10 protein-coding genes and 1 other RNA gene are annotated in these 12906 nt (G+C 36.4%); all 11 read right to left on the reverse strand.

The window, feature by feature from the left end:
• Nucleotides 1-19: 19 nt before the first annotated feature.
• Nucleotides 20-1018: an ABC transporter permease gene (locus LAU42_RS06800; RefSeq protein ID WP_224182879.1), complete on the reverse strand. Its 999-nt coding sequence runs from the start codon at nt 1016-1018 to the stop codon at nt 20-22.
• Nucleotides 1011-1940 carry an ABC transporter ATP-binding protein gene (locus tag LAU42_RS06805; protein WP_224182880.1) on the reverse strand — a complete coding sequence of 310 codons (930 nt, stop codon included), beginning with the start codon at nt 1938-1940 and terminating at the stop codon, nt 1011-1013. Before LAU42_RS06805 ends, LAU42_RS06800 begins: the two co-directional genes overlap by 8 nt.
• A gap of 107 nt (nt 1941-2047) precedes the next feature.
• A complete protein-coding gene (locus LAU42_RS06810) occupies nt 2048-2812 on the reverse strand; it encodes a tRNA threonylcarbamoyladenosine dehydratase (RefSeq protein WP_224182881.1) in 765 nt (254 codons plus the stop codon).
• 100 nt (nt 2813-2912) lie between these two features.
• Nucleotides 2913-3101: non-coding RNA, 6S RNA (ssrS, locus tag LAU42_RS06815), on the reverse strand.
• Between the two features lie 52 nt (nt 3102-3153).
• On the reverse strand, nt 3154-4932 hold the full coding sequence (gene aspS, locus LAU42_RS06820; RefSeq protein ID WP_224182882.1) for an aspartate--tRNA ligase: 1779 nt from the start codon (nt 4930-4932) through the stop codon (nt 3154-3156).
• On the reverse strand, nt 4933-6195 hold the full coding sequence (gene hisS, locus LAU42_RS06825) for a histidine--tRNA ligase (RefSeq protein WP_224184769.1): 1263 nt from the start codon (nt 6193-6195) through the stop codon (nt 4933-4935).
• A gap of 298 nt (nt 6196-6493) precedes the next feature.
• Entirely contained in the window at nt 6494-7342 is an 849-nt protein-coding gene (locus LAU42_RS06830) for an N-acetylmuramoyl-L-alanine amidase (RefSeq protein WP_224182883.1), read from the reverse strand.
• Entirely contained in the window at nt 7339-7791 is a 453-nt protein-coding gene (gene dtd / locus LAU42_RS06835) for a D-aminoacyl-tRNA deacylase (protein ID WP_224182884.1), read from the reverse strand. Before dtd ends, LAU42_RS06830 begins: the two co-directional genes overlap by 4 nt.
• Nucleotides 7792-7799: 8 nt before the next feature.
• Complete coding sequence (locus LAU42_RS06840; protein WP_224182885.1) at nt 7800-9992, reverse strand: RelA/SpoT family protein; 2193 nt, start codon at nt 9990-9992, stop codon at nt 7800-7802.
• Nucleotides 9993-10095: 103 nt separating this feature from the next.
• Complete coding sequence (locus LAU42_RS06845) at nt 10096-10617, reverse strand: adenine phosphoribosyltransferase (RefSeq protein ID WP_224182886.1); 522 nt, start codon at nt 10615-10617, stop codon at nt 10096-10098.
• Nucleotides 10618-10634: 17 nt separating this feature from the next.
• Nucleotides 10635-12890 (reverse strand): single-stranded-DNA-specific exonuclease RecJ, encoded by a 2256-nt coding sequence (gene recJ / locus LAU42_RS06850; protein WP_224182887.1) that lies wholly within the window; start codon nt 12888-12890, stop codon nt 10635-10637.
• Nucleotides 12891-12906 lie beyond the last annotated feature (16 nt).

Below are 12906 nucleotides of genomic sequence, written 5' to 3' on the forward strand. Positions count from 1 at the left end.
CCGCTTTTGTCGTTTTGTTTTAGTTTGCTACATCTCTTTTCTTAAATATAACTGCAGTTACGATAATTACGATGAGTAGCGCAACAATGTTGTAAATTAAACTGAAAGTAAACGTCATATCATCAACCGGAAGTGGCGCAATATTATCAATATTATATTGATTCAGTCCCCAGTTCGCCGGCCATAAAAACTTTACGAGTTCAGTTTTACTTTGTAAGAACGTGACAGCAATATCACCGAAGAACAATAACGTAAAAGCGACACCGATACTTAATGAAGTGTTTCTGAACAGTACGGATAGACTAAATGCAATCACTGCAAATATAACAACGTACATATAATCATTTGCAAAATGTCTCATCAGTAATGGCATGAATTCTACCATTTTATATTTCATCTCTTCTCCACTCTTTACAGCAATCTTACTTGTCGGATTCATTTGAGATGTAATAAGACTAATGATGAACTTCACGACATATCCAAATAACAGGAATAAAAATGACGCGATAAATGCAAATATTAATTTTGATGCAAATATTTTAATTCTTGATGCCGGGCGTATTAATAACAGTTTAATCGTGCCTTGCTGATGTTCACGCGACATTAATCCGCCACACATAACTGTGATCATGATTGCGATTAAAGGGATAAAACCATTAATACCGAGCATATCACTATATACATCATTTCCAGCAGGTGGCTGAACATCTTTTTTCAAGTAGAATGACAACTCAGAAATACGACTTTCGTATGTCGCAAGTTTATTATAATCTTCTACTTCCCTATCTTTTTCTTTCTTTTTATTAATTTTTGCAAGTTCCGTCTGCATATCTTTAATATCTTTTTTCACTTCTGTTTTCCAGTTATCACCATACGTTTTATGGTCATACTTCGTTGAACCAAACTGCATCGTCAGTAAAACGGGCAATAACATAAATAAAATAATTAAAGCGAACATCACCCACGTTCCTAGGCGATTGAAATATTTAATCCATTCATTATAAATCAGCTTACCCAATGTGCACACCTCCGTCATTCGTAATATTCATAAAGCGATCTTCAAGTGATACTTTTTCTTTCGTAACACTATATATATCAATATCATCCTTTACGATATTACGGATCAATTCCGGTATATCTTTACTTGCGATATCAATTGTATACGTATCTCCTTCCTGATAATACTGTTTATCAATACGCTTAAAAAATGCCTGTGCACGTTCAGGAGGATATAAGTCTAACGTATGTTTAACAATCGTATCTAATGTTACAGATTGATTGACTTCTTCAATTTGTACCATCTTACCATTTTTAATAATACCGAATCGGTCACACATCAGTTCCATCTCACTCATTAAATGGCTTGAAACGATTACTGACATATTTTCTTCTTTAGCGAGTTTCTTTATGTAGTCACGAATTTCACGAATACCAGCCGGATCTAATCCATTTGTCGGTTCGTCCAAAATTAAAATTTTTGGTTTATGTAATAGCGCCTGTGCCAGACCTAAACGTTGACGCATACCGAGTGAATACTTCTTCACTTTATCCTTTATACGTGACTCGAGCCCGACAAGCTTCACAACACGGTCGATATCAGCTTTCGTTATCCCTTTTTGCATACGTGCAAACTGCTTTAAGTTTTCATAGCCAGATAAAAATGGATAAAGCTCAGGATTTTCTACAATTGCACCGATATCTTTCATTACTTCTGAACGATTTTGCACGACAGACTTTCCAAGTACTTTAATGTCACCTTCTGTTGGTGTTGTTAATCCTACAATCATACGGATTGTCGTCGTTTTACCTGCACCGTTCGGACCGAGGAAGCCAAATACTTCTCCTTTATTTACAGTGAAGTTCAGATCTTTAATAATTTCTTTCTTGCCAATCTTTTTGTGAAGATTAGTGACTTCAAGACTATATTGCTGACTTTCCATAATACACCTCCATCATTTTTCACCACTTAATTGTACTATAGTTATCCATTTAATGCTAAAAATACTAGTAAAATGTCATTAAAAAAACAGCAACCTCAATTGCTGTTTTATTTGTCTTTCACGCGTGTTACAGGAAAATCCTTTAATATATCATTGACGACATAACTTGCACAAATTAAACCTACAGCACTAGGTACAAATGCATTTGATGATGGCGGCATCTGTGCTTTTCGAATATTTGCATCTGGGTTTCCGACATATGATTTCACGTCTTCACGAATAACAATCGGGCTTTCATCTGAGAATACGACTGGAATTCCTTTATAGATTTTTTCTTTACGAAGTTTTGTACGAATAACTTTCGCCATAGGATCCGTATGCGTTTTAGAAATATCCGCAATTTGGAAACGCGTCGGATCCGTTTTGTTGGCAGCACCCATACTTGAAATAATTTTAATGTTGCGTTTCAGACATTCTTTCATGAGGTGAATTTTGTACATAATAGTATCTGATGCATCAACAACATAATCGATATCATATTTGAAGATTTCTTCATACGTTTCATCTGTGTAAAACATATGCAGTGGCGTTACTTTACATTCAGGATTAATCAGTTTAATACGCTCTTCCATCAATGTTACTTTCGACTGTCCTACAGTTGTCGTCAAAGCATGAATTTGACGATTTACATTCGTAATATCTACGTCGTCTTTATCAATCAGTATAATGTGTCCTATATTTGTACGCGCTAACGCTTCTGCAGCGAATGAACCTACACCACCGACACCTAGTATCATAACCGTTTTATTATTTAATGCTTCTAATCCTTCTTTACCATAAGCAAGTTCATTTCTTGAAAATTGATGTTTCATAACTTTCTCCATTCTACATTCATTATATGTATATCCTATCATATTACTCGAATATGTGAACATAAAAAAAGACGAAGAACAAAAGTTCTTCGCCTATACGATAGTATCCAACTGAGCCGTCATTGTATAGTTGATCATTTTGGCCTGATAAATTCAGGTGGGTGCCCTGTTTCTTATTCAGCAAGTCCTCCGTTAGAGGCGTGTGCATCCTATGAAAACCTATTAGGCTCCCTGATCATAGAGTGTTAGGTCAAAATATAAAAACTAATGTCGTACTCTTCAGACACCTATCTTATGTCTTTATAATATCACATAATTATTAAAATGCAAACAAAAACTTTCTAGTTTTCTGAATTTTCAATATTTAATTTAATGTGTAACTCCTCAAGTTGCTTATCATCTACTTTACCAGGTGCATCTGTTAATAAACAAGTTGCACTTGCAGTTTTAGGAAAAGCAATAACATCTCGTAAGTTTGTACGGCCTGATAGTAACATTACCATACGGTCTAAACCTAATGCGATACCGCCATGTGGTGGTGCACCATATTTAAACGCATCCATTAAGAATCCAAACTGCTCCTGCGCCTCTTCGTCACTGAATCCTAACGCTTCAAACATTTTCGCCTGCATTTCCTGATCATGTATACGAATAGATCCTCCACCAAGCTCATAACCATTTAATACAACGTCATACGCATTTGCCTGAACTTTTTCTTTATCCGTTTTAAGCAGGTCAATATGTTCTTTTTTCGGTGCTGTAAACGGATGATGTGCTGCAAAGTAACGATCTAATTCCTCATCATATTCAAATAATGGCCAGTCTGTTACCCATAAGAAGTTGAATTTATTCTCATCGATTAATCCAAGTTCTTTACCGAGTTTGTTACGTAAGTTTGCAAGACTCGCGTTAACGACACTCCATTTATCTGCAACAAATAAAATTAAATCTCCAGTTTCAGCTTTCGTTTCAGCTAATAATTCCGTCACGTGACTTTCTTCAAAGAATTTCGCAATCGGTCCGTTTAAACCTTCTTCGGTCACTTTAACCCACGCTAAACCTTTAGCACCATAAATTTTTGCATATTCCTGTAACGCATCAATATCTTTACGAGAATACTTATCGCTAGCGCCTTTTACTACGATTGCTTTAACTGCACCGCCATTTTCTACTGCACCTTTAAATACTTTAAATTCCATCTTTGAAGCTAATTCATTTAACGTTACAAGTTTCATATCAAAACGTGTATCTGGTTTATCAATTCCATAATCACGCATTGCTTCTTCGTATGTCATACGTGGGAATGGCGTTACAATATCAATACCTTTAACATCTTTCATAATACGTTTTAACATACCTTCATTCATGGCCATAACATCTTCCTGATCGACGAAACTCATCTCAATATCGATTTGAGTGAATTCAGGTTGACGGTCAGCACGTAAATCTTCATCACGGAAACATTTAACGATTTGATAATATTTATCAAAGCCACCAATCATTAATAGCTGTTTAAAGATTTGTGGTGACTGTGGTAATGCATAAAATTCACCTTCCTGTACACGTGAAGGTACTAAATAGTCACGCGCACCTTCAGGAGTAGATTTCGTTAGTACAGGCGTTTCAACCTCATAAAATCCACTTTCATCAAGATAGTTGCGCACTGCACGTGTAATTTGGTGACGCATTTTAAATGTATTTGCTAAAGGTTCACGACGTAAATCTAAATAACGGTATTTCAAGCGTACATCTTCTGAACTATCCGTTTCAGCTTCAATCTGGAACGGAGGTGTTTCAGATTTGTTAATAATTGTTACATCACTCACTTGCACTTCTACTTTACCTGTTTTAATTTTATTATTTATGACCGCTTCATCACGCATCGTCACTTTACCATGAACTTCTATAACATATTCAGAACGGATTGTTTCAGCAATCGCTAAAGCATCTTTTGAGAAGTCAGGATTGAAAACGATCTGAACGACCCCTTCACGGTCACGCAGATCAATAAAAATTAATCCTCCAAGGTCTCGACGTTTTTGTACCCATCCTTTTAGTACGATTTCCTGTCCGATATATGATTCAGTGACTAAGCCACAATAAGTTGTTCTGTTATCCATTTATAACTCTCCTTTAATATAAGATGCAATATCCTGTAGTTGTATCGTTTCACTTTCCCCAGTGTACATCGCTTTAATTTGAATTTCATTCGTTTCAATTTCGTTGCTGCCAAGCACAACTGTATACTTAGCATGTATACGGTCTGCCTGCTTCATCTGACCTTTCATTTTGCGACCGAGATAATCCATATCACAACGTATACCTGCATTGCGAAGTTCAGCGATAATCTTTACTGCTTCCTTCACAGTTTCGGGCATCGTCACAACAAATATATCTACTGATTCTTCAACATCAAGTGCAATGCCTTCTGCTTCTATTGCAAGGAGTAACCGTTCAATACTTAATGCAAAGCCAATTCCTGTTTCTTTAGGACCGTCCAGCATTTCAAGTAAACCGTTATAACGACCGCCACCACATAATGTAGTAATCGCTCCGAAACCTTCCGCTTCACTCATCACTTCAAATGCTGTATGTGTATAGTAATCAAGTCCGCGTACTAAATTCGCATCTTCTACATACGGGATGTTCAGTAAATCTAAATATTGCTTCACTTCTTCATAATAATTTCGTGAATAGTCATTTAAAAAGTCCGTAATTCTAGGTGCTGATTGAACTGCAGGCTGATCACGATCTACTTTACAATCAAGAATACGCATCGGATTCGTATGTAACCTATTTTTACAGTCATCACAGAAATTCTCGATATGTGGTTCGAAATGTTTGATCAGTGCTTGTTTATATTCTTCACGGCTTTCCATGTCTCCGATTGAATTCAGTACAATTTTAATATGCTTTAACCCAAAAGCTTTATAAATGCTGTATACCATATGGATAACTTCCGCATCAATCGCTGGATTTTCACTACCGATAGCTTCAACACCGAACTGAACGAATTGACGGTAACGGCCTTTTTGCTTACGTTCATAACGGAACATCGGACCGTTATAATATAGTTTTACCGGTTGATTTGCATTACCATTCATTTTATTCTCAATATAACTTCTCACTACTGCTGCTGTACCTTCAGGACGCAATGTTAAACTACGATCGCCTTTATCTTTAAATGTATACATTTCTTTTTGAACGATATCTGTTGAATCTCCTACGCCTCGCGCAAATAAATCGGTACTTTCAAACATTGGTGTACGAATTTCTTTATAGTTATAGCTCGCAGCAATTTCGTGTAATTTAGATTCTACAAAACGCCATTTTGCTGTTTCAGCTGGTAATATATCTTGTGTTCCTCTTGGTATATTAATCATCATTATCCTCCTTAAATATAAAAAGTCCCTTATGCATTACGCATAAGGGACGAATTAATCGTGGTGCCACCCAAATTGGTACTCATCAGAATACCCACTTTAGTACATTTAACGCATGTATAACGGCTTTACTTTCATAAAGCAACCTTGTCTATTGTTCAAATATTAATCATTAATCAACTGCTCTCACCAAATGCAGCTGTCTCTATAAATAATAAATTAATACATATAGACTCAAAACGGTTCGTATGAAATTAATATTACGTTTATATTACTAATTTAAATGATTAAAGTCAAGTTAATACGTAAAGTAATTTTTAAGGCCGTCAACGATACTCGTTGTAGTTATTTGACGGTAAATTTCATCATTCATCAGATTTTCATCTGTCGGATTACTAATATAACCGAGTTCCAATAATACAGCAGGTTGTTTCGTCTGACGAATGACCTGGTAGTTTTCCTGTCTGACACCACGGTCTGATAACATCGCTTTTTTCTTTATCGCTAAATGCAGCGTATCCGCAAGAATTTTCTGTGATTCCTTATGATAATAAACAGTAAGACCGTGTGGCACACTACCGTCCAGGGCATCAGCATGTATGCTGATAAAAGCATCTGCTTTTCCTTTTCTGTCACCGAGCTTCACATATTCATCTGTCGTACGCGTCATTACGACCGTTGCACCTTCATCCTTTAACTTATCCCTTAACATTAAACTCGTTTTTAATGTGATTTCTTTTTCTTTCGTACCTTTTTTACTTGAAGCACCCTGGTCTTCTCCTCCATGTCCTGGATCGATAATAATCGTCTTCCCTTTTAAGGGTTGTTCACTCTGAACAAAGTCGCGTTTAATGTCTAGGTTTGTGTGCCATCCGGCGATCCAACCTTTTTTGTCATCGTTGCTTACGAAAAACCACTTTTTTTCTCGTTTTAATATTTTAAAGCTTTCGCCTTTTTCAACTTTGAATATTTCTGGGTACGCAGCGTTCGGTCCAGTTCTCAGTGCATTATCTTCTACCATCGTTAGCGCAGTAGGTTCCGTTTGCTGTTTTGAGTAAATACCAAGACAGATCAGCACGACTAAGATGATCAAAAGCACACCAAGCACCGTGCTCAAACCTTTCATTGTTAACTTTATACGTCTCATATAACTTTACCGTTATGACTTTCAAAAATAATCGTTACAGGGCCTTCATTAATTAAAGCGATATCCATCGTTTCGCCGAAACATCCCTGTACGACATTAATCGATTTTTGTTCTAATAAAACATTAAAGTACTTGTAAAGTTCATTCGCCTCATCCGGTTTCATCGCTTTAGCAAAACTTGGACGATTCCCTTTTTTTACATCTGCATATAATGTGAATTGGGATATTGATAAGATTTCACCACCAACATCCTGAATCGATAAATTCATCTTTTCATTATCATCTTCAAATATTCTCGACTTTACAATTTTTTCAGCAAGTGCCTCGGCATCCGCTTTTGTACTCATTTCATGTACGCCGACGAGCAACATTAATCCACGATTAATTTCGCCAAAATAATCTCCGCTCGTTACAGAAGCATGTTTGACTCTCTGTACAACTATTCTCATAATACACCTCAGTTTAAAGTTCTTGTAACTGTATATATGTCGCCCAGCTGCTTAATTTTTTCCACAACTTTCATGAGTTCAGACACATTACGAACCATTATACTAATATTAATTTTCGCATTCTTATCGATATCTGCTTTACCTGAAACCTGGATTAACGTCACTTTCGTAGCATTTACGGCCTGTAAAACTTCGTTAATCAGACCAAGTCGGTCATAAGCAGTAATTTCCAGATCAACTTGATATGTTTTATTTTCTGATGAAGCGACGACCCATTCAACATCTATCAGGCGTTCTGTTTCGTTTACAACATTCGGGCACTCTGTACGATGTACTTTAACACCGTGGCCCTTCGTAATATATCCAATAATGTCATCACCAGGAATCGGATTACAGCATTTAGAAAGTTTTATCAGCATATTATCCATGCCTTCAACATATACGCCGGATTCTGTCTGAATATTACTTTTCACACTTAGCTGCTTATTAACTTCCTGAACTTGATTCAGTTTTAATTCTTTTTCTTTAACACGCAGTTTCTCTGACAATTTATTAAAGACTGCTGACGCCGTTAAACCACCGAAACCAATCGATGCATATACGTCTTCGACACTTTGGAAGTTGTACTTTTCTACGACAGCACCGATATTTTCTTCCGTTAATATATCTTCTACGCGATAGCCATTTTCTTTAATTTCTGCTTCTATCATAAAGCGACCTTTTTCAACGTTGCTTGAACGGTCCTGCTTTTTGAAGAAACTCTTAATTTTACTTTTTGCGCTTGCACTTTTAACAATCTTCAGCCAGTCACGGCTTGGACCGTACGAATGTTTAGACGTTCTGATTTCGATAATATCGCCAGTAGAAAGCTCGTAATCAATCGGAACAATCTTACCATTAACTTTCGCACCAATCATCTTATTTCCAACTTCACTATGTACAGCATATGCAAAGTCAATCGGAACTGCACCGATCGGTAACTCGACAACATCTGAAGCTGGTGTAAATACATAAACTTTATCGCTTTGTAAATCATACTTCAGTGATTCCATAAATGCTTCTGCATCCGGAGATGTAGAATCTGCTTCTTCGATTTCCTGCATCCAGCTCATCTTTGATAAACTTTTCGCTTCATCCGGATTGACGAGTGTTTTCCCTTCCTTATATGCCCAGTGTGCAGCAACCCCATGTTCAGCAATTTCATGCATTTCATACGTGCGGATTTGAATTTCTAGTGGATCGCCATTTGGACCTACGACAGTCGTATGTAATGATTGGTACATATTCGGTTTAGGCATCGCAATATAATCTTTAAATCGTCCAGGCATCGGTTTCCATAATGTATGTACTAAACCAAGCACTGCATAGCAATCTTTAATGCTATTTACGATGACACGAATTGCTAGTAAATCAAAAATTTGATCGAACTGTTTCTTTTGTTTGATCATTTTTCGATAAATGCTGTAAATATGTTTTGGGCGACCTGTGATTTCACCGTCAATCCCTGTAATCTGCATTTCTTTATGAATATTCTCGATTGCATTCTCAATATATGATTCACGTTCGCTTCTTTTCTTTTTCATCAAGTGAACAATTCTGAAGTATTGAATACTATCTAAATATCTGAGTGAAATATCTTCAAGCTCCCATTTAATTGTATTAATACCGAGGCGGTGTGCAAGAGGGGAATATATTTCAAGTGTTTCTTTCGCGATACGCACTTGTTTTTCATGAGGCATCGCCTTTAAAGTACGCATATTATGTAATCTGTCTGCAAGTTTAACAAGAATAACACGTACATCTTTTGCGATAGCGATAAATAACTTTCTATGATTCTCTGCCTGCTGTTCAGCTTTTGAGCGATACTTAACCTTTTCAAGCTTGGTCACACCATCTACAATGTATGCGACTTCTTTATTGAACATATCCTTTAAATCTTCAAATGTATATGGCGTGTCCTCTACTACATCATGCAAAAATCCTGCAACGATTGTCGGACCGTCTAATTTCATTTCTGCAAGTATACCCGCAACCTGTATAGGATGCATGATATATGGCAGTCCATTTTTACGGAATTGTCCTTCGTGAGCTTTTTCAGCAAGTTCATAACTTTTAACGACAAACTGATAGTCTTTATCTGATAAGTAACTTCTCGTCATTGCAAGCACATCATCTTTAGTATATGGATATTCGTTATTCATCCTATCACCTCCTAAGCTATAATGTATTAATAATACTATAATTTATGTATAAAATAAATCAATTAAAAAAGAATAAGTGTTATACTTATCCTTTTTTAATCCATTATTCTGCTTCATATGCAACTAAAGAAATCACATCGTACCCTTTAAGTTTCTCCATACCGTTTAAATATTTTAAGTCGATAATGAATGCGATACCTGCAACAATACCACCAAGAGACTCAACAAGCTTAATTGTCGCTTCAATTGTACCTCCAGTTGCAAGTAAATCATCTGTTATTAAAACACGCTGACCCGGTTTAATTGCATCTTTATGCATTGTTAAAACATTGCTGCCATATTCAAGGTCATATTCGTAAGTAATAACTTCTCGCGGTAACTTACCCTTTTTTCTTACCGGAGCAAATCCAATATTCATTGCATATGCAACTGGACATCCGATAATAAATCCACGTGCTTCAGGACCTACAACGATATCCACCTGCTTTTCCTTTGCATATTCAACAATTTGATCAGTTGCATATTTATATGCAGCGCCGTTGTCCATAATTGTTGTTATGTCTTTGAAATTTACTCCTGCTTTAGGCCAGTCTTTTACTTCTGTAATATATTGTTTTAAATCCATTATGTGCCTCCTGGGAACTATTCGTTATTCGTTAAGATAAATTGTTTTAATTCATCAAATGATGAAAACAATAGCTTACTTTCTAATTTTAACTGATTTAATCGTGATTGATAAGTACTTGCACTCAATAAATCAACCTTTTTATTAACTTCCTGTTTTTTAATATGATGCCCATCTTTTACGACAAGTCCGAGTTCTGCATAAACATCAAACATAAATAATAGCGTGTCCGGTGAAACTTTAATCGCCTGAAGTAAATAACCACCGTCTTTTTGTAAATCAATATGTGGTTTAATCATGATGCATTTATATAGTTGTTTAAACTTTTCAGATGTTGGCATCCCTTCAAAATACAGCTGCTTTTGTGTATGGAAGATAAAGTATATAAATGTCGCATCGAGACTATTATATGTTGTTAAAAATTCACTTTCATCTTGTGGTAAATCCCTGAAGATTACTTTATCATAACCTATCACAGACTCACCGTAGTAATAATAATGTTCGTTTAACTTACTTTTACCGGGATGAATAATAAAGGCAGCATGTTCATCTTTTAAAAACTTATAAGTATTTGGATGTACATTTCTAAAGTCAATCATCTGCATATCTTCGACTTTAATATGCTGTACAATCATTTGCGGTTGTAAATTTCCATTCCATTCATTCAATTGTAATGTTCCGGCAAGATTGACGTAACTGCCAGCAGGAAGTGCATTCATTCTGGAACCTTCATTCCACATTAATGCATTGAGTGTGTGATGCACGGTCATCTTCAAATGTGCCTGATTTTGACCAATTTGTTTAATATCCGTAATTTCAGCATTCATGAGTGATAATAACGGTGCACTGAAGTCTGTACCGAACGGTCTTAATTTATCAAGGTCATTAATATTCTTCACTGTTATATCAGCCATTTCTATCGCTGCATCAATGTCGATTTCCTGAATAATTTCTCCTTCAAATTGCATATCTAAATAATCATTTAGTTCCTTTTCAAGCTGTTCTATGTTTTCAATTGGTAACGTCATCCCTGCTGCCATATGATGGCCACCAAACTTGGAAATGAGATTTCGTGAATGATCGAGACTATCATACATAGATACTTGAGGGATACTTCTTGCAGATCCTTTCGCATAGTCATTATCATAATCGATGTTCAAAACGATAGCCGGCAGATGGTATTGTTCTGTAATTCTGCTTGCGACAATACCGAGCACACCTTCATTCCATCCTTCTTTCGCAACGACGATAAAACGATTGCCATTCGCAATTTTTTCTTCAACGTCAATAATGGCCTGTTCGGTAATTGCTGATACAATCTCTTTTCGCTCAGTATTAAATTGATTTACTTGTTCACTCATCCATATCGCTTCATCTTCATTATCAATTTGTAAAAGTTCACAAGCTAATCTCGCATCATCAAGCCTGCCGACTGCGTTAAGTCTCGGACCGATAATAAAACCTACCGTTTCCTCATTAATTTCTCCTTTGAACGATGCTTGATCTAATAATGCTTTTAAACCGGGTGGCGTATGCGCATTTAGCGCTTTAAGACCACGTTTCACAAGCACACGGTTTTCACCCGTTAACGATACAAGATCGCTTATCGTTCCAATTGCAACAAATCCAAGTATATGCTCATTTTGTGTACCGGTTAGCGCACAGCCAAGTTTGTAACTGACGCCGACACCTGCTAAATGATGAAAAGGATAATTGCCTTCAGGATGCATCGGATGCAAAATTGCATATGCCTCTGGTAATGTGTGACCAATTTCGTGATGATCCGTTATAATAACATCCATTCCTAGTTCATTTGCAACATTAATTTCATGATGTCCCTGTATTCCGTTATCGACTGTAATAATTAATGAAACACCAGCTTCATGCGCTTCACGGAATGCAGCTTCATTTGGACCGTAACCTTCTGTAAATCGATTCGGAATGTACCATCCGACATTCGCACCGATTGATTTCAGGCAGTCAATGAGTACTGTAACACTCGTCACGCCATCTGCATCGTAATCTCCATATACGAGAATCATTTCATTATTATTAATGGCACTTTTAATGCGTTCCACAGCTTTATCCATCTGGAACATTAAAAATGGATCATGTATGTCATCCGCGATAAAAATATCGTGTAAAGCTTCGTCTGAAAAGATATTGCGTGATTCCAGAATTTTCTTATTAATATCTGTTATATTATATTTCTTAACTAACGCTGCAGGAATTGTATCTACAGGTTGCTTGACTGTCCATACAGTTTTATCCACGACAATCCCCCTATAT

The sequence above is a fragment of the Macrococcus armenti genome (genome assembly GCF_020097135.1).
GTDB classification, from domain to species: Bacteria; Bacillota; Bacilli; order Staphylococcales; family Staphylococcaceae; genus Macrococcoides; species Macrococcoides armenti.

Excerpts from the sequence above, each read along its gene's own strand:
- LAU42_RS06805 (WP_224182880.1), bottom strand. The coding sequence starts at position 1,940 with ATGGAAAGTCAGCAATATAGTCTTGAAGTCACTAATCTTCACAAAAAG.
- dtd (WP_224182884.1), bottom strand. The coding sequence starts at position 7,791 with ATGAGAATAGTTGTACAGAGAGTCAAACATGCTTCTGTAACGAGCGGA.
- LAU42_RS06830 (WP_224182883.1), bottom strand. The coding sequence starts at position 7,342 with ATGAGACGTATAAAGTTAACAATGAAAGGTTTGAGCACGGTGCTTGGT.
- LAU42_RS06840 (WP_224182885.1), bottom strand. The coding sequence starts at position 9,992 with ATGAATAACGAATATCCATATACTAAAGATGATGTGCTTGCAATGACG.
- LAU42_RS06810 (WP_224182881.1), bottom strand. The coding sequence starts at position 2,812 with ATGAAACATCAATTTTCAAGAAATGAACTTGCTTATGGTAAAGAAGGA.
- aspS (WP_224182882.1), bottom strand. The coding sequence starts at position 4,932 with ATGGATAACAGAACAACTTATTGTGGCTTAGTCACTGAATCATATATC.
- hisS (WP_224184769.1), bottom strand. The coding sequence starts at position 6,195 with ATGATTAATATACCAAGAGGAACACAAGATATATTACCAGCTGAAACA.
- LAU42_RS06845 (WP_224182886.1), bottom strand. The coding sequence starts at position 10,617 with ATGGATTTAAAACAATATATTACAGAAGTAAAAGACTGGCCTAAAGCA.